Annotated in this window: 12 protein-coding genes; 4 read left to right on the top strand and 8 right to left on the bottom strand. The window is 42.6% G+C overall.

The features are described from left to right. Positions 1-17 precede the first annotated feature (17 nt). The 4 genes from GD630_RS14940 (at position 18) to GD630_RS14925 (ending at position 3,324) form a co-directional block, all read left to right on the top strand. A complete protein-coding gene (locus GD630_RS14940; protein ID WP_143867744.1) occupies positions 18-419 on the top strand; it encodes an acyl-CoA thioesterase in 402 nt (133 codons plus the stop codon). Next, positions 416-1,540 (top strand): DNA-processing protein DprA, encoded by a 1,125-nt coding sequence (gene dprA, locus GD630_RS14935; protein WP_182505631.1) that lies wholly within the window; start codon positions 416-418, stop codon positions 1,538-1,540. Before GD630_RS14940 ends, dprA begins: the two co-directional genes overlap by 4 nt. A 145-nt stretch (positions 1,541-1,685) precedes the next feature. Then, on the top strand, positions 1,686-2,294 hold the full coding sequence (locus tag GD630_RS14930) for a DUF6088 family protein (RefSeq protein WP_007762399.1): 609 nt from the start codon (positions 1,686-1,688) through the stop codon (positions 2,292-2,294). Continuing rightward, positions 2,287-3,324, top strand: a complete 1,038-nt coding sequence (locus GD630_RS14925; protein WP_238482923.1) for a nucleotidyl transferase AbiEii/AbiGii toxin family protein — start codon at positions 2,287-2,289, stop codon at positions 3,322-3,324. Before GD630_RS14930 ends, GD630_RS14925 begins: the two co-directional genes overlap by 8 nt. A gap of 410 nt (positions 3,325-3,734) precedes the next feature. Here the strand turns inward: GD630_RS14925 and GD630_RS14920 are convergent, their stop codons facing one another. The 8 genes from GD630_RS14920 to GD630_RS14885 all read right to left on the bottom strand — a co-directional run bounded on the left by GD630_RS14920 (position 3,735) and on the right by GD630_RS14885 (position 18,706). After that, positions 3,735-4,922 (bottom strand): TlpA family protein disulfide reductase, encoded by a 1,188-nt coding sequence (locus tag GD630_RS14920; RefSeq protein ID WP_143867741.1) that lies wholly within the window; start codon positions 4,920-4,922, stop codon positions 3,735-3,737. A gap of 106 nt (positions 4,923-5,028) precedes the next feature. Further along, a complete protein-coding gene (locus tag GD630_RS14915) occupies positions 5,029-5,901 on the bottom strand; it encodes an alkaline phosphatase family protein (protein ID WP_238482922.1) in 873 nt (290 codons plus the stop codon). Positions 5,902-5,934: 33 nt separating this feature from the next. Then, positions 5,935-9,045, bottom strand: a complete 3,111-nt coding sequence (locus GD630_RS14910; protein WP_143867736.1) for a glycoside hydrolase family 2 TIM barrel-domain containing protein — start codon at positions 9,043-9,045, stop codon at positions 5,935-5,937. Between the two features lie 14 nt (positions 9,046-9,059). Continuing rightward, positions 9,060-10,517, bottom strand: coding sequence for a hypothetical protein (locus tag GD630_RS14905; RefSeq protein WP_182505630.1), 1,458 nt, complete (start codon positions 10,515-10,517; stop codon positions 9,060-9,062). Between the two features lie 77 nt (positions 10,518-10,594). Beyond that, positions 10,595-12,544 (bottom strand): DUF1735 domain-containing protein, encoded by a 1,950-nt coding sequence (locus tag GD630_RS14900; RefSeq protein ID WP_143867734.1) that lies wholly within the window; start codon positions 12,542-12,544, stop codon positions 10,595-10,597. A gap of 21 nt (positions 12,545-12,565) precedes the next feature. Beyond that, positions 12,566-13,540, bottom strand: a complete 975-nt coding sequence (locus GD630_RS14895) for a DUF4973 domain-containing protein (protein WP_143867732.1) — start codon at positions 13,538-13,540, stop codon at positions 12,566-12,568. A gap of 21 nt (positions 13,541-13,561) precedes the next feature. Continuing rightward, positions 13,562-15,583, bottom strand: coding sequence for a RagB/SusD family nutrient uptake outer membrane protein (locus GD630_RS14890; RefSeq protein WP_143867730.1), 2,022 nt, complete (start codon positions 15,581-15,583; stop codon positions 13,562-13,564). A gap of 27 nt (positions 15,584-15,610) precedes the next feature. Continuing rightward, the gene (locus GD630_RS14885) at positions 15,611-18,706 is read right to left on the bottom strand and encodes a SusC/RagA family TonB-linked outer membrane protein (RefSeq protein ID WP_143867728.1); all 3,096 of its coding nucleotides are present in this window, start codon (positions 18,704-18,706) and stop codon (positions 15,611-15,613) included. Positions 18,707-18,713: the final 7 nt, after the last annotated feature.

Raw genomic sequence — 18,713 nt, 5'->3', positions numbered from 1 at the left:
TCCTTAATTTTCAATAGATGAACTATATCTATGAGTTGGAGATGAAGGTACGCGATTACGAATGCGATCTTCAGGGAATTGTGAACAATGCCAATTACCAGCATTATCTGGAGCATACTCGCCATGAGTTTCTGACTTCGGCAGGCGTAAGTTTTGCCGGGCTCCATGAACAGGGAGTAGATCCGGTGGTGGCACGTATTAATATGGCCTTCAAGACCCCGTTGAAGAGCGGAGATGAGTTTGTATCCAAGTTATACATGAAGAAAGAAGGGGTCAAATACGTATTCTATCAGGACATCTTCCGTAAAAGTGATAATAAAGTAGTAGTGAAATCCACTGTTGAAACGGTATGTGTAGTAAATGGACGTTTGAGTGACAGCGAATTGTTTGACAACGTCTTTGCTCCCTACCTGAAATGATATCCGACGAAGAAGAACAGCTTTACAGTATCGCTCTGACAATGGTGCCCGGCATAGGGCATATCGGAGCGAAACGGTTGGTTTCCGAGGCGGGTAGCGCCCGTTATGTATTCCGGAACCGAAAAGAACTTCCCGAACTGATTCCAGATATAAATCAGCGTGTAGTGGATGCGTTGGACTGTCCGCAAGCCGTCGTTCGTGCCGGGCGTGAACTAGACTTTATCCGTAAGAAGAATATCCGTTGCCTGACGTTCATTGACGAGGATTATCCTTCCCGTTTGCGGGAGTGTGATGACGCTCCCATTGTTCTTTTCTTCAAAGGAAATGCCGATTTGAATTCCCTTCATATTCTTAATATGGTAGGCACTCGCCATGCTACCGGTTATGGGACTCAGCTTTGCGCGTCTTTTCTGCATCAACTCAAGGCTCTTTGTCCGGATGTACTGGTCGTCAGCGGCCTCGCCTATGGCATTGATATCCATGCCCACCGTGAAGCATTGGCCAATGACCTTCCTACAGTAGGAGTTCTAGCGCATGGCTTGGATCGTATCTATCCATACGTCCATCGCAAAACTGCTATTGATATGTTGGATAATGGCGGGCTATTGACGGAATTTCTCACTGAAACCAATCCCGATCGTCACAATTTTGTCAGCCGTAATCGTATTGTTGCGGGTATGTGTGACGCTACTATCGTTGTAGAGTCTGCCGAGAAAGGAGGTTCTTTGATTACTGCCGAACTGGCCGAAGGTTATCAGCGTGATTGTTTTGCTTTTCCCGGCCGTGTGGCTGACGAGTATTCCAAAGGATGTAATCAGTTGATCCGGGATAACAAAGCCTCTATGATTCTCTCTGCAGAAGATTTTGTTTCAGCGATGGGGTGGAACACGGGTTCTCATCCTGTAAAAACAGAGAATGTGCAACGTAGTCTTTTCCTCGACTTATCGGAAGAAGAACAAAAGATTGTCAGTATTCTGGCAAAGCAAGGAAGCCTTCAGATTAATACATTGGTAGTGGAAGCGGATATTCCGGTTCAGAAAATGAGCGCCCTTCTTTTTGAATTGGAGATGAAAGGGGTGGTTCGTGTATTGGCGGGTGGAATGTATCAGCTATTAAACTAACGGGTGAATTGGTATATGTAGGATATTTGAAAGAGAATTTCATTTCCGTAGTTTACTTTCTTCTTTATTGATGATTCTTATGCAGCCTTTTCGATAATTAATTGTAATTTTGCATTGGAAAAATCATCAAAATTTCAAAGGTTATATGACTAATGAGTATTCTTTAGATGGTACGACTCTTAAGCAACGCATAGTAGCGATGCCTGAAGATAGTATTCTGTTTCGCTCCGACTTTCCTGAATATCACATTGAGTTTGTAGGGAGTATCTTGTCCGAATTGACAACAGAAGGTGTTCTTGTAAGAATTGCCCAAGGTATATATGCAAAGCCAAGAAAAAGTCGGTTTGGCATGGTACTTCCTTCTGTTGATAAAATTGTGCAGGCTATTGCTGCTCGTGACAATGCTGAGATTTTACCCTCTGGCATGACTGCTTTAAATGCGTTAGGATTGTCTACTCAAGTACCGATGAACTATACATATCTAACTACAGGTAGTGATAGAACGGTAAAATTGTTGAATCGCGATGTGATATTGAAACGTGGGGTTCCTAAGAACTTCTGTTACGAGACTCGTCTTATTTCTTTACTTGTGCAGGCTCTAAGGGCCTTAAGGAAAGAAAATATTGGACAAGAAGAATTGCAGACAATTAGACAGTTAGTGTCAAAAGAGCCAGATAAAGAGGCTTTAATGAAAGATGTGGACTTGATGCCTGTATGGATGAAAAAAATTGTTAAACCTATGCTTAATGTTTAAAAAGGAAGGATTTATGGGGAACCTATGGCTTAATAATGAACTGGTTGATCGCTTGGCAATGTTGCAACAGACGGAGATAGAACATTTTGGCATCAATCAAGTAGCGATAGAAAAAGACTGGTGGGTAACAGTTACTTTAAAAGCATTATTCCAAACCGATTGTCATGAGGCATTGATATTCAAGGGAGGTACATCTCTATCTAAAGGATTCAACATCATTGAACGTTTTTCTGAGGATATTGACTTGGCTATTGGCCATTCATTCTTTGGTATAAATAAGACAAGTAAGAACCAGCGTGACAAGTTGCGTAAAAAAGCCCGAGAGTACATTCATGGGACACTTTCATCTCAACTGGATGCACGGTTGAAAGATATGGGTATTACGGGGTATAGAATTGAAAATATTACCCAAGTTCAAGATAAAAACGGTGAATGGAAAGTGATTGACTCAGACAAAGACCCTACGGTCATATTACTACACTATCCTTCCATTGTGGAAGATACTATCAGCTATATACCTCCACGTGTAAAGATTGAAATTAGTTGCCTTTCTATGGACGAGCCAACAGAGGAACGTCAAATCCGTTCGTTAATTGGTGAGACTTTTGAGGATGAAGATTCAGATGCCAATAGCAATATAAGAACAGTAGTGCCAACTCGCACATTTCTTGAAAAACTTTTTCTGCTTGCTGAGGAATTCCAGAAAGAAAAACCAAGAAGCGTGCGAATGTCTCGCCATTTGTATGACTTAGAGAAACTGATGGATACAGAATATGGGCGTGAGGCATTGGCAGACCGCTCACTTTATGATGCTATCGTGGAGCATCGTAAGGCGTATTATGCCCTAAAGTATGCCAATTATGATCTCCATAATCCTGAAACAATCAATTTTATGATTCCAAAGAAAGAAATGGAGGTATGGAAAGCAGATTATGCAGACATGCAGCGTTTCTTCATTTATGGAGAGTCTCTGGAATTTGATACACTGATGCAGAGAATGAAAGAGTTGCAGAAAAAAGTAAGAAATTAGTATGCAATCAGACCAAAAACAACATATACTAAAGGCTGTAGAGCAGATACAAAGAACAAATGAGGCTCACATTATTGTCAGATATAAAAAAAGGAGCAACGCCTTGCTCCAACCTTTGTTAACCTTAAATCTAATACTATGAAAAAAATCACATGACAAATGTATGCCTTCCTGAACTAACTTCCAAATAAATCTGTCATATTTGTTTCTCTTTTGAATTCTTTTACTGATTTTTACTGTTGTCATGTAGGTCAGTGGCGGTAACGCCGCTTTTCTCATTAAAAACTATACGTGCGCCTTTCACCGTAGCTCCTTTGTGTTTCTTTATGCTTTAAGTTTTACAATTCATTTGACAAAGAATAATTGCCCAGTGGCAGTCTGCCGGCTTTCGCCTGAAGTGACGTTATGTTTCACATCATACTTGCTGCTTTTATCCTTTGAGACTTCTTTTTGTCTTGTGTGGGTTTGCCTGTCAGGCACTCGTATATAGCTTCCTGAATTTGCTGGCCGCGTACGTTCTTACGGTAAAGATAGCCGTTTTGGTCAATTACCAGAATAAAAGGAATACCGCTGAATTGATATGTATCCATCACCTGTCTTCCGCCATTGGGAGCCTGCGCTTGGGGCCAAGGCATATTCTCCTCTTTCAAAGCTCTTATCCAATCTTCCTTTTTGGCATCCACGCTGACGCTTAGGAACTCTACATTCTTATTTTTGAACTCTTCGTATGCTTTCTTCAAGTTAGGTACTTCTTGACGGCAGGGACCGCACCAGCTTGCCCAGAAATCTAGCACTAGTACTTTTCCCTTAAAATTTTGTACATTCATCTTTTTGCCTTTGGGAGTATAAGCCTCGAATTCGGGAATTGACTGTCCGATTTGCATACGCAATTCGCAGTCTCTCTTTTTTTTCGCTGTGGCACGGTAATTTGCCACTACTTTAGGATTGCTTTTTTCTAATGTATTGAGCGTCTTTTCTATTAGTGCGGCGTCTTTCTCTTCATCCAAATCGTTTATGGCAGCTATCACGCTAGTGCGATCGGCATAGTGTTCGCAGATGTAGCGCATATGAGCGCGGTAGTTCTCTTGGTCGGAATAGCCGATAGCACTCGCCACTCTTATCTCCTCTTTCTCGTCTTCGTGAATTTTCGAGTTGTAGAGCTCACGATATAGCTCAATCATCTGTTGGTAGTTACGGTATCTTTCGAAGTTAATCCAGTTCATTACCTCGTTGTTTTTGCCTCCTCTGATGTAGACATAGGGTGGATTTTTTATCACAATTTTAGCGGTGTCTCGTCCGTGAAAGTCTACTTCTAGGTTCTCGTCTTCTACCCAAATGTTCACGCTTTGCCACCATGGGTATGATAAGCTTAGCGATTGTGGTTTGTCTACATTAATGGTGAGCTTGTATGTTCCGTCTTTGTTTACAGGAGTTTCGGCAACGACTATTTTCTGTGTACCCTCGTGGCGTGTCGCTTCGATCTTGTTCATTTTCGGTTCAATAAACTTGATTTTGCCTTTCACTTCGATGGTATGCTGAGCCATGATGTTACCTGTACTGAAGCAAATTAAAGAAATCAAAATCAGTGTTTGTTTCATGGAATAAATTCAATTATTTTGTTTATAGGTATAGTACCTGAAAGCGTACTATACCTATATAATTAGTTCTCACAAGGATAACCATGGATCCTTGTGAAGTCTTATATTATTTGAAAATGGATTCAGGGACCTCTCCTGTCCATGATAATGGTTGTTTTATCTTGAATAAGCGTAGAATTACCGATGCCGTGTTGACTGTATTATTCGGTTCTTCTATTTTAAATCCCTTTTTGATTTTGGGACCTGTGATTCCCCATGGTACAATCATTTCGTTGGTTGTTACTCCGCCGTGTCCGTTGTTAATACCTCCATGGTCCGATAAAAACATAAAATGAGTGTCCTTGTACAATCCTTTTTCTTTCATTTCATTGATGAATTTGCCAATTTGAACGTCGGCTTCTTCAATGGAGTGAATATATTCAGGTGACATCCATTTATGTCTATGTCCGGCATGGTCTGTATGAACGGAGTATAGAAATACGACTGTCGGTTTATCCTGATTCCGGACAATAAAATTGATGGCTTTCTGATAGTTAGGTATGTACTCGTCTTTTTCAAGATAAGAGACTTCATCAAAATACTTCTTATTATAAGGATAGAATAAATTAATCCAGTTATAGTAGAAAGCAGTTTTTATTTCCGACATTTCTTCTTTAAGGATTGTGAATACAGACGGATAATATCCATCTGTATCAGTTTCTACGGCAGGAAGCACAAACTTGTCGATTTTCCATCCGTTGTTTACCACTCCATGTTGTTCGGGACCACTTCCTGTGAGGTGACTGGTCCAATTGGGCAGGGTGACCGAAGGCATTGCTACGCGCGTGGTCAGAGAAAATGCTCCTTCGGCCATTAATGCATCCAAATTGGGAGTGTTGGCCTTTTGATAACCCTCTACCGATATGCCATCAAGAGCGATCATAATTACTCGTTTGGGCTTGGCAGAGATTGTCAGGGAAGTTAATAATAACATTCCCATAACGAATATTGTTATTTGATTTTTTTTCATTTTCTATTGAATATCTATACAGTGTTGTATCGGAGATAAAATGAACGTAAATTCATAATCTTGGTAAGGAACCTGATACTCAGGCAGTGCAATGCTTCCCCAGCTATTTACACATCCGAGCCCTGCTTGTATCTTGTCAATACATAGGTTCGTTAAATTAGCTTCTTCTACTTCCGGAGAATGTCCTTGCTGCTTGCTCCAGCCCTCATCCAGTGATTCAATGGTATAATGCAAGGCTGATGCTGAGAATGGGGAGGCCGCAACAACTTCAATACCATTTCCGGCCTTATTTATCATTCTCCACCAACGGATATCGGTTTTCGTACCGTTTTCTTGCGGGCGGATATAAGAATAGAATTGTTCTGTGACGCTTTGACGATAGATACCTAAGTTAGTACAATGATTACGGTCAATGTAGTTTTCGATAGGACCGCGTCCGTAATACTCGATAGTCTCGAAGCTACGCGGCATTTGCATTTGCATACCGAAACGAAACATATTGGAGACTTTGGCCTTTTTGTCCGTTGTCATTTTTTGAGTAACCTTAATGGCACCTTCGTTATTGATGACGTATGTCAGATTGAGTTTCGCAGACACTCCCGGCATCTCATAAGCGGTTTCTACGATAACTTGCTTGTTTTCCGTACGTTGTTTTAACGACTTTAACCTTATTTCCGGATTTTTCCAGGCTACATACTTGCGATGGATGTGTGCACCGAAATCATTGTCGGTAGGAGCACGCCAGAAATTAGGTTTCAGGATAGCTCCTTCTTTAATCATATCCAGTCCTTTTATCTGATATTTGGTGAGATATCCGTTTGACCTGCTGAACTCGATCCGGAAAGCATCGTTGCTTATAATCAGATAGTGTCTGTCGTTATCCTGCACTTCCGGAGCTACGGTTTCAGTATTGCTTAGTTCACAATTTCCCAGTTGCATGGATGGTGCTTTATACGGGTTTAGGGTGAGTTGCTCTTTGGCTACTGTATATCCGGCAGGAAGCAAGTCTTCATTATTTTTCAGTTTGTAGGAAATGTTCAATAACCATTCGGCTTCCGTATCTGTCTCACCTAGGTTTAGCTTGACTTTCGCAGTCTGTTGAGGTTGTACGTTCAGATTGTCAATTCGTCCGCAGCGTACACTTTTTCCATCTTTCAACATTTCCCATTCCAGATAATAAGCTGACAAGTCACGGAAGAAATATTCATTAAAGATATTGATTTCTCCATTTTTAAGGTTGGCAGGGGTAGTCCAGATGTTCTGATAGAAATGGCGAACCTCGTACGCATGGGGATTAGGTACACGGTCCGGACTAATAAGACCATTGTTGCAGAAGTTGATGTCGCTGGCGTCAAAACGGTTGAAATCACCGCCGTAAGCATATATCATCTTACCGTTTTTCCCTGGCCAGCGTACCGATTGGTCAACGAAATCCCAGATAAAACCTCCTTGAAATTTCGGATATTTGCGTACCAAGTCCCAATATTCCTTGAATCCTCCTTGTGAATTTCCCATAGCGTGGGCATATTCGCATTGAATCAATGGTTTTTGGTATTTATTGTCTTTGCTATAATTCTCGCACCATTGATAACCGGCATACATCGGGCAGTAAATATCCGTTTTCCCTTTTGTTCCGGCTTGTTCATATTGTACGGCACGGCTGGGATCTTCCGCTTTTACCCAATCGTATGCAGCTTCAAAGTTCGGGCCATATCCTGCCTCATTTCCTAACGACCAGATAATAACACTTGGGTGGTTGAAACAACGTTGTACGTTACGTTGGTTACGCTCCAGATGCGCTTTCTTATAGTCTTCACGTTTGGCAAGTGTGTTTTTACCGTATCCCATTCCGTGAGACTCGATATTGGCTTCGGCCACTACATACAAACCGTATTGGTCGCAAAGCTCATACCATAAGTTGTTGTCGGGGTAGTGGCAGGTACGTACGGCATTCAAATTGAACATCTTCATCATCTGAATATCCTGAATCATACGTTCGCGTGATACGACATAACCGCCATCGGGATCCATCTCATGACGGTTGGCTCCCTTGATTAAAATCGGTTGCCCATTGACCAGAATTTGTGCATTCTTCAATTCTACTTTGCGGAAACCGACTTTGACTGGGATTACTTCCAGTACTTTGTTTCCTTCTTTTAGTGTTGCGCGCAGGGTGTAGAGATAAGGAGTTTCAGCCGTCCATTTATTAGGAGATGTAACTTCCATCGTTGTACTTATATTACCTGAAGCATTTAGTGATTTGGTAACTACGGGTTGATTATCTGCATCAAATAGTCCTAGCTCTACTTCACCGCGTCCTTTTGTGGTGAGATTGATAGCTAATGAACCGTTCTGGTATTGTGCATCCAAGTCGGGGGTGATACGGATATCGGCTATTTGTTTTTTACCGCGGGCATATAGATAGCAATCACGACCTACGCCACTGTAGCGGAAGAAATCCTGATCTTCGAGGTATGTTCCGTCACACCAACGAAACACTTGAAAAGCTATCAGATTCTTTTGTCCCGGTTTCAGATAAGGAGTAAGATTAAATTCGGCTTCCATTTTACTGTCTTCACTATAACCTACATATTTACCGTTTACCCAAAGATACATATTGGAAGTCACAGAACCGAAATGAGCTATGATTTCTTTTCCTTTCCAATGAGCAGGTACAGTGATTTCCCGACGGTAGGAACCTACGTGGTTATTAACGGTAGGCACTTGTGGAGGATTGTTCCTGAATTGTTCACGCCAGGCATAACCTACATTCACGTAGATAGGATCTCCGAATCCGTTCAGTTCCCATACACCGGGAACAGGCATTGTATTCCACCCTTTGTCATTAAACTCCGGTTGCCAGAAATCAGTAGGGCGGGCATCGGCATTGGGCACCCAATTAAATTTCCAAGTTCCATTCAAAGTCATGAAATTGGATGATTTCTCTTTGATTCCCTTTATAGCCGCTTCCGTTGATTCATAAGCGAAATAATTGGCGTGCATTGGCGCACGGTTTACAGCGTTTATTTCCGGGTCTTGCCATTCTTTGAAAGACTGGGCGTTTGCCGTCATGGCTAATACGGCAAACAGTCCGGTAACGAAATGTTTCTTCATGATAAAATTAGTGATTATTCAATGTTTACTTTTACTTCCATTTTAGGGGTGACACTAACTTCGATATATGAAATTATATTTCCCATTAAGTCGGTGCGTGATTTGGTCTTTTGTTTTTTTCCATTAACGGTTAGCTCATCCACTTTTCCCATATAGGCAGCTTCCCAAGTTAGTGTGTCGGTGGTATTGTTGGTAAACCGGGTAGCCTTGTTGCCATCGTGCCGAACAGAAATTAGTCCGCCTAGTAGAGGGAGATTGTCTATTTGAAGATAATGTTCACCTATGATTTTAGGTAAGGTGGTCACCCGTTTCCGTGATGCCTCAGGTACTATTCCCATAGCTCCACTGACAATGCCTTCTATCATTCCGTAGGATACCTCCGGGTATTCAAAACGGTGCATGGTAGTAATGGTTGTCAGAATGTCATAAGCTTTTTGTGTATAGTTGTAACGGTACCATAATAATGGGAAATGTGAGATGTTCTCGATGTTCCAGTTTTTGCGTTCCATCATTTTTTTTATTGTTCCCTGAATGCGTTCTTTTTCTTGGGCTGCATTGAACCATAGCATATATGTAAGTCCTTCTCCGTCGGCAAATTGGTTGTCCTTTGTCCAGAAAGTGTGGTATGTTTTGTTTTCATCATTCCACCAGTCTTCCTCAAGATGTCGGCGATATTCCTCAGCCTGAAAATGAAACTTTTCGCTTTCTGCTTTTTGACCCAATGTTGCCAGTATTTTACTATATGCTTCGAACCCTCCGTAGAGACTTGCTACCAAGTCGGAACTATTAGTTAGTCCGGGATAGTTTTCCACATACGAAGGAAGCCCGCGTACTTCACGCCAGCGGCCTTTAGAAGTTGGTTTTATGTTCATTTCTTGTGTACGAAGCAATATATTCTCCGGTTCCAATTTCCAGCGTTCCACATATTCGTTAACAGATAGTTGGAAGAATTTTGCCAATGTTTCATCTTTCAGGTAACGTTCGTCTCCCGTCCATTCATACAGTCGTTGGCAAGCGAATATAACGTCGAAGTTGGCATTCAGATTGTACCAGAAATTAGCATCGTCCAAATAATCGGCGCTGCACGGATTATTATCTTTATCTATTTCCCAAAACGTACACCAATCTTTTGAATCGCTGATGTTTTTAGCGAATTTCTTCATCATGTTGAAATTATGCTTGGATAATCCTAACATTTCGGCTGCGATACTTTGGTGGGAAGCGTCACGCATACAAAAAGCATTACGCCCTGGTAAAGCTGCTTCGTACCAATGACCAACGGGATCGTTGCCATTGTGGGAGTAGGAGAGTGCCATTTTTTGAGAACGCTCAAAGGTCTCCACCAATTTGATATCGGACGAGGAGAAAGTCACTTCTTTGGTTCCTTGATATGTTTTCCTATTACTGGGATAACTCCAGCATAATGTGGTACATATTAATAGAAGTGGTGTAATTGTCGATTTTAAAGTCATGGTTAGCTTATCAATAATGTGTTATGCAAAAGTTTCGTAGGAGACTGTTGGCTTCACCTACGAAACTTTTATATTAGTTAGTCTATATTGATGGAATACTTGAAAGTTGATTCACCGTCAATAGGCTTTTCTGATTTGTCAATTAGCCCTTGTTTATGGAGATCATAATAAGGTAGCATTTTATATGCTTTTTTTCCGGTCTTTTTATTAATAGCTTCTACCAAGAAGAGTTTATAGAAGGAACCGGCATATGGACGGTTGTTCCACCCGCCCTCTTTTTCCCAGAAGAGTTTTCTAGCGTCAATTTGTATCACTCCTCCAGTCCCTTTAAATTCATGTTTAACGGATTTAATGATACTGCCCTCTTTAGGATAGAATTTCAATGTGAAATCATCGCACGGTTTCCCTTGTTCAGTAACTGTCACCTCCATATTTTCGGGAAAATATGCCGCAACTGTGCCACTACCGGCGCAATGTTTTGCACCTGTGACGTTGATTACATAAGCTTCATAATCACTCCACCATACCTCACCAATTGGCCGGTTATAAGCTCCCATCATATTTCCCCATTCGGCAGTGAAAGACTGCCCATTGATTTTATTATTGGATGAGCTTAGGTCGCATAAATACGTATCAAGTAATCCGCGAAAGTGTCCTAACTCATGTGCCAAAGCTTCTTCAAAACCTGATGTTTCCGGATTGAGTACTCTGTCGAACTCTTCAGCGTTCTTGCAATGGGCGCCCATACCAATGAGATCAATGCCTGCGTTCATATCGCCACTGTAGCTTCCTCCCCCCATATTGATATTGTCATCTTTATAAAAGTCGTAGCAGACTATTAATTGAAATTTGTCATAAGGTATCCTAGGGTTATCTTTTCTACTGAAGTAATTCTCATCATACACGATGATGTCTTTCACATCGGGTACAAAGATATAGTTTCGTTTCAATAATCCATTCTTGTCGAGTGCATTAAAGCGTTCGGTAATAGCTTCCCATTGAATGGCGATTTTTTCTTGGAAGTATTTCATGTCTCTACCTGACATCTCGTAGCCCGGTTTATCAATGGCTATTTTTACATGGAATATGCAATTTTTTCCGTCGTCATGTTCTCTTTTCACATCATTATATTCATTTGTATTGATGACTTTTATTATATGAATATCATGATTCACCGCAACCTTGTTATCGATTCCTGTTAATTTTATTGGTACAATATAGTTGCCATATCCCAACGGTTCTCCTGACGAGAGTGTACGTTTTACTTTGATTGAAGCGCTACATTGCTCTTCTCCTTCTGTTCCGGTCATTTTGTCAAGTTCGTATGCGGTTGAGGGCAATAATTGATATTCGGTACTGTTTTTTGTATTGTACTCTTTCAACCATTCTTCTGCATTGTTTGGAATGGTAAGATCTAAACTGATATTTCCTTTATTTGGAATAGGTTCGGTTGCTTCTTGTTCTTCGTATGTACATGCTGTTATTGATCTCTCTTCTTCTTCATTCACCATTCTTAGAGTTATTTCTTCTTCTGATAATTTAAGAACGGGATAATCCATATTTACCACGTAAATGGCGCCGGAGTTGCTCCGGTTCCCCACTTTCAACGGTAAGGCGTATTGTTTGCTTTCCGTATCTTTCCGTATCACTTCGAATAATTTGTTCGGATACATCGTTACAAGAATGTCTTTAGCCTTCTCGCTGTCGGTAAATGAGAGATTGGTTTCGCTCAACTTGTAAGTGCCTTCCGGCATCACATGATAGTTGGTGCCATTTTTCTGGTTGTAAGCAGCCATTTCTGCTTGTGTATAGGGAGTTATTTGCGTATTAAACGTTCCCATACCTCTGTTCAGCACGGTCATTGTTTGCTCGAAATTATCGTCTTGATAAGAGAACTCAGCGGCAACGTATCCGCTTTCTTGGAAGCAGGCAAGATTGCCTGCTTCTTCATTGTCATCGTTGCAGGCGCTTGAGAATGCTACAACGGTGTTTAATAGGAAACAAAATAGAAAATTGTTATATTTCATATTCACAGTTTTAATTGTATTTTACCACTGAATTTGATCTCGTTCAGGTTTCAATGTATCTAACTTGCGTTCCATGCTCATACTTCCTTTCACCCGGTTAGGAATCTCATAGTCTTCATACGTACTCACGTCGTTGTAACGGTATTCCATATTGATGGTGGTGTAATGGTGTTCGATGTAAGGGTAAGTGGCATCCTCCATTACTCTCGTTGTGTAAGTTGGTTGTCCGATTACTTCGAAGTCTATCTGATTTTCCGAATCAACCGCTTTCGCGCCAATTGTTCCGTCCTCGTTGAAAGTCAAGGCGATTTTATACTTCTCACGATCTATCAATTCCTCGCTGATATTTCCTGCATAGAAGAAGCATTGGTTTTCGCTCATGACAAAAAGGTTACGTTCTTCTACTACCATCGAATATTGGTCGTCATCGATATATATTTTCATATTAGTGGCTGAGTACGTACCAGAATAGTCATTATAAGGCATTACGCGTAACAACGCTTTCCGATAGTTCTGTCGTGGATTGGGATCGTAAGCGTCTGTGTCGACAATAGTCAACGGCAATACCCATTTGTGTCTTAGATCCAATCCTGAAAACTTGAATTTAATATCATACAGTCCTTGCCATTCTCCGGCTGGAATGTGGCAAGTGCCCGAAGGCAATTCGTAGTTCACCTGCGGAAGTTCCTGATAATACAAGTCTTCTCTCAGTTTGTATCGTTCAGTATTCAGATCCTTCAACGTATCCTTGTCTACTTCAATCTGTATGTCTAGATCGGATTCGTTGATTTGTGAGCCTCCTATGATGACCGGTAGCTGATAGACAAACTCTCCATTCCCTTCGTAGGGTATATAGATATTTGTCACTCCTTCGCTATTGATTACGGCTTTCAGAGCGATATTCTGATAGTAGATTTCATCTTCCCATTCGTCGTTGCAGGCCGCATTTGTTAGCAGCAATCCTGACATTAAAAAATATGCGATATAATTTTTCATTTCTGTCTTCGTTTTTAGAGATTATTGGTCATAGCTTTCCCATCCCGGATTTTGTGTCATCCGCATGTTTTTATTCAACTCGTTTTTGGAAATTGGCCAGAAATACATCTTACGGTTGAAAGTGGTCGGAATATCGGACAGCGTCACTTGCGTGTGAAAATAATCTTTTGCCGTCTCACTCATATAGATATTACACCCTGTTATCGGCATGGACTCTTCTTTCTGTGCATCCTTCCATCTCCGAAGGTCGAAATAGCGGCTGTTCTCAGCAAAGAATTCAATCTGGCGTTCGTGCTTCAGTGCCTTCCGGAAAGCTCCTTGGTTTTGATACACATCGGTTTCATCATAATCGGGGAGACCAGCACGCAGACGTACTCTTTTGATGGCATAGTGCATCTCTTCCTTATCACGGGTGATGGTATAAGACTGACTGCCGTCCCACGAAGGAATGGTGTATTGTGCGCCCGGATTCAGTTCGTTCAAAGCTTCGGCATACCACAGAAGCACGTCGGCATAGCGGATACCGACAATGGGCTTGGCTATGATAGTTCCGGCTTTGGCATTATCACGTGTGCTGATGTATTTCATCACTCCGATTCCTGTACGCAACACATTATCCTTAATTCCCCATCCACTGTCCATTCCGCGATAGTAGAACACCTGTTTGTTGCGGTCCTCAGGCAGTTCTGCACTAGTGGCAGGCCAGAATGTTCCGTTATAGGCGCAAGAAGCGTAGAAGCGTGGTTCACGATGTGCATAGCGCTTGTTTACTCCTTCAAGGAGAGGTGCATAAGTCCCGCTTGCTGCCTCTGAAGCACTAATATACATATCGTCACCGGTATATTTCTTTGTTTTATCGAATGGAGTACCGTCGTTCATTTCGTAGGCATCACATTGTTTACCAGTCATGGCATAGCAATTCCATCCGCCTATTTCTCTAGGCATACCTCGTTGGGATAAGGTACTGGCATTAATGTTTTGTCCTACGGTGAATATCATTTCCGGATTGTCGGACGGGTGAAGGTTGCCGTTGAACATATTCTGATAGGATTGCAAAGGATCAATATCCGCCCATCCGTCCGGATAGTTTTGGTCTGAAAAAGGTTTATGAGGTGGAGGTGTAATAGTGGCCGGATAGTCAATTGTTCCTTCCGAACGCGCTTTCACGGTATAGAGTCTGTATACTCCTCTTTTCCCCATTTCTACTACGTCTTTCGCTGCTGCTGCGGCTTTTGCCCATTTTTCCTCATTATATTCCTGTCCCATCAATAGGCGGCCTTGATCGTCTACCATATCTGTGAAGCGTTCCGATGGTATCGGGTCGCCCGGTCCTCCGGGATTGTTGATGGGGCTGGCAGCGTAAAGCAATGCTTTTGCCCGGGCAGCCAGTGCGGCACCACGTGTAGGACGGGCAATGTTACGGCTGTCGCGGTCTTCCGGCAGATCATAAGCTGCCAACACCATTTCTTGAGCAATAAAGTTCGCACACTCATCGTACGTGCTGCGCGGAGTGGCAATTTCGTCATAACTAAGCGAGTAGTCCATTCCTTTGTCCGGCATCAATGGTATAGGGCCGAACTTTTGCAACAATTTCCAATAAAGATAGGCGCGGACAAAGCGTGCTTGCGCTTTGTAGTCTTTTCTTTCTTCCGGTGTAAATTCCGGATTGCGGTCAATGTTATGAATAAAGATGGAAGCTTGGCGGATACCGTTGTATGCCTCATACCAGGCACTACGGTGAAACTCTTCATCGTATTCGGCATATTTGAACCTGCGAAGTTCAGACATGGCATCGCCAAAGATATAATCATCCGCAAAATTGGTAAGGCAATACTCTCTGTTGTTAATATCCGAATTATAAAGTGTCAGATAAGCATAGGCTTGTGCCAGCCATTGTTCGGAGAGTTCTTTACTCATGAAAATCTTTTCCAAATTTTGAGTCGTTTCTTCCAGTTTATCCGATACATTCAAATAATCAGAGCATGAGCTTGCGGCCATTCCCAGGCTCAGCATGGCTACATATAATATATGTTTCTTTTTCATTGTATATCAGTTTTATGCGTTATGTACTTACAGGGTGACGGTCAGTCCCAATGTATATGATTTGCTCAGCGGATACTGTTGTCCCGTGCTGCTTCCCATTTCCGGATCCCACATCTTGAATTTGCTGAAAGTTAACAGATTCGTTCCGATGAAGAATACCCTGATATTGTTCATGTATAATACACGTGAAATATTCTTAGGCAATGTGTAGCCTACTTCCAAGGTTTTTAGGCGGAGGTAAGAACCGTCACGCAGCCAGAAAGTGGAGGCACGATTATTATTGGCATTGCCGTTCCAGCTCAGACGGGGGTATTTGGCATTGGGGTCGGGGTTATCCAGGCTCCAGTAGTTACCAACGTAGTCATCAAACACATTTCCCCATTCACCCTCACTGAATGCATAGATACTTTGCCCTTTGATGAAGAACGATGATTTGCCTGCTCCTTGAAAATGTACATTGACATCAAGTCCCTTCCATTGTGCGGAGACTCCGAAACCATAAATCAAATTCGGACGGGTTGTCGCTCCGATGGGGACGACATCGCTATCACCGATTCTTCCGTCGCCATTGACGTCCTTGTATTTGATGTCACCGGGCATAATCGAAGAACCGCCTACCGGGCTTTGGTCAGGGCTGTTACGGATATCTTCATAGTCTTTGAATAATCCTACGGCTACCAAACCCAATGCTTGACCGACACGCTGACCGGCCTTCATTTTATACGGATAGAGTGAGTTTACTTCATCGTATTCTTGAATCTCATTCTTGCTATAAGTAAAGTTGCCGCGTAAAGTAAAGTCTACTTTTCCGAACTTGTCGTGGTAGGCTATATTGCCGTCGAAACCTTTTGAAAGTACCTTACCCACATTGGCATTGGCTTTCAGTCCGTTCATGCCGACAATCCACGGTAGATTGGTACGATTCATGAAAATTCCGTCGCGTGTCTCGTGAAAATAGTCAATCGTACCCGATATTTTGTCATTGAGAACAGATATGTCCAATCCCACATCATGCTTTGTGGCAATCTCCCAAGTGATTTCTTCGGAGGTAATCATTGAATAGGTCAGTGCATTGTACTTGTTGCTATTGTTTCCTCCTGCCCAAGAAGTATCTACGTAGTCTCCCCATGTGTATGAATACTCATTTAGGTTGCTGAATCCGGGTAAGTAGGGAAAGCGTCTGCCTACGTTATCGCTACCGACCTTACCGTAAGAGTAGCGGAGCTTGAACATACTGAGCCAAGGCAAGTTCTTTTTCACGAAAGATTCCTCTGCGATGTTCCAGGCCAAAGAGTAGGCGGGGAAAAATCCGAACTGGCGTCCGGGTGCAAAATTCTCGGAACCGTTGTAGCCGAAGTTGAAGTCGAAGAAGTAGCGGTATTTCCATCCGTATGTGAATCGCCCGGCAAGCCCTTGATGTTTGCGGTCGAGCCATTCATAATCACTGACGCTTTGTGTATTGGTATTGGCATCTTGAGTGTATTTCAACGTTCCTCCCACCCGGTGGTCGCCGAAAGTGCGGCTATAGTTCAGAATGGCCTCGAAAAACTCTTTACGTGTGCCTTTGGCGGAGGAACTGTGCTTCATCACCTGTTCATCAGCAAGTTTATGGAAAACCATGTTCCCATTACTGTCCCGTTCCCGTTCAGCCTTCCAAAGTTCGGGCCATTGTTCGTGAAGCTTTGTGTTCTCGTTGAAGGTGTCGAATCCGAAGCGTCCCGTGAACTTCAGTCCTTTGGTGATGAACTTCAGGTCTTGTTCCAATGTGATGTTGGTTTGTATGGTGTTATTCCATTTTTCTTTGTATCCGTTTTGCGTGGAAAGCATCCAAGGGTTAGCTTTATTGCCCGTACCGGAACTTCCTAATTTCCCGTCGGAGTAGTATATTGGTGTAGAGATTGGATTATGGCCTACGATAGATGCCCACAATTGTGATTCTCCCCCTCCGCATCCCGGTTCATTCTGTTTGGATAACCATCCGGATATGCCCATTTTCAGTAAAGTGGTCTTGGTAACGTCGACGTCCACGTTCATACGATAGTTCCAGCGTTGGTAATTGGGGTTGGAGTCATATTTGTCTCTTATTGAACTGTCCACTTTATACATACCGTCTTCGTTCAGGTAACTCATGGAGACGAAATAACGGGCTGTGGTACCACCACCGCTGATGTCTACATTGGCGCGTTGAGTCATGGCACCGTCTTTCAACAATGCATCCATCCAGTTGACATTTGGATAAAGGTCGGGGTCCATTCCGCTGCGGAACAAATACATGTCTGCTTCGTCATAAAGAGGCTCCAGTCCGCGTGTCACTCGTGATTCGTTCAGCATGGAGGCATACGTAGGCCCGTCAACGAACGAGGGTGTGTAGGTACGGGTGTTGTAAGAAGATTGTACTTTTGCATTGATATTTACTTTGCCTGCCTTACCGTGTCTGGTGGTAATCAATACCACTCCGTTTGCACCTCGTGAACCGTAGATAGCTGTGGCCGAGGCGTCTTTGAGTACGGAGAAAGATTCGATATCTTCCACGTTAATCTCGTCAAGGCTACGCTCGAAACCGTCTACCAGCACCAAAGCGCTGTTGCTTGCTCCGAATGTGGAAATACCGCGGATCCAGAAATCGGAAATGTTTTTTCCGGGCTGACCGCTGTTCTGCATGGCCATAATGCCCGGTACATTTCCGGCCAAAGCGTTGGTAACGCTCGAAGTTGGTGTTTTCAGCAAATCCACATTTACTGTGGAGACAGCTCCTGTCACGGTTACTTTCTTTTGTACACCGGTACCGGTTACCACTACCTCATCAATGACGTTTTTGGTCGACTCTTTCAGCACCACATTGACCTTTTTCATGTTCTCTTTAATCAATATTTCCTGTGTTACCATACCGATATACGAGTAGATCAGAGTACTGTATGGAGCTATTTTGATAGTGTAGTTTCCATCAATGTCGGTAATCACCCCCAAACCACTTGTGTTTTTCACGGAGATATTGACACCGATGAGCGGCATCCCGGTCTCGTCTTTCACGTTTCCGGAGACTTCTATGCTTTTGTTTTGAGCATACGTTCCCCAGACGCAACCCGTTAGCAGACAGATTGCAATGAATAATATTCTTTTCATATTTACT

The organism is Bacteroides zhangwenhongii, assembly GCF_009193325.2.
In the GTDB taxonomy this organism is placed as follows: Bacteria; Bacteroidota; Bacteroidia; order Bacteroidales; family Bacteroidaceae; genus Bacteroides; species Bacteroides zhangwenhongii.
This window is presented reverse-complemented; position numbering and strand designations above follow the sequence as displayed.

What these genes read in the sequence shown, in the direction of transcription:
- GD630_RS14940 (WP_143867744.1), top strand. Translation starts at nt 18, where the DNA reads ATGAACTATATCTATGAGTTGGAGATGAAGGTACGCGATTACGAATGC.
- dprA (WP_182505631.1), top strand. Translation starts at nt 416, where the DNA reads ATGATATCCGACGAAGAAGAACAGCTTTACAGTATCGCTCTGACAATG.
- GD630_RS14930 (WP_007762399.1), top strand. Translation starts at nt 1,686, where the DNA reads ATGACTAATGAGTATTCTTTAGATGGTACGACTCTTAAGCAACGCATA.
- GD630_RS14925 (WP_238482923.1), top strand. Translation starts at nt 2,287, where the DNA reads ATGTTTAAAAAGGAAGGATTTATGGGGAACCTATGGCTTAATAATGAA.
- GD630_RS14920 (WP_143867741.1), bottom strand. Translation starts at nt 4,922, where the DNA reads ATGAAACAAACACTGATTTTGATTTCTTTAATTTGCTTCAGTACAGGT.
- GD630_RS14915 (WP_238482922.1), bottom strand. Translation starts at nt 5,901, where the DNA reads ATGGGAATGTTATTATTAACTTCCCTGACAATCTCTGCCAAGCCCAAA.
- GD630_RS14910 (WP_143867736.1), bottom strand. Translation starts at nt 9,045, where the DNA reads ATGAAGAAACATTTCGTTACCGGACTGTTTGCCGTATTAGCCATGACG.
- GD630_RS14905 (WP_182505630.1), bottom strand. Translation starts at nt 10,517, where the DNA reads ATGACTTTAAAATCGACAATTACACCACTTCTATTAATATGTACCACA.
- GD630_RS14900 (WP_143867734.1), bottom strand. Translation starts at nt 12,544, where the DNA reads ATGAAATATAACAATTTTCTATTTTGTTTCCTATTAAACACCGTTGTA.
- GD630_RS14895 (WP_143867732.1), bottom strand. Translation starts at nt 13,540, where the DNA reads ATGAAAAATTATATCGCATATTTTTTAATGTCAGGATTGCTGCTAACA.
- GD630_RS14890 (WP_143867730.1), bottom strand. Translation starts at nt 15,583, where the DNA reads ATGAAAAAGAAACATATATTATATGTAGCCATGCTGAGCCTGGGAATG.
- GD630_RS14885 (WP_143867728.1), bottom strand. Translation starts at nt 18,706, where the DNA reads ATGAAAAGAATATTATTCATTGCAATCTGTCTGCTAACGGGTTGCGTC.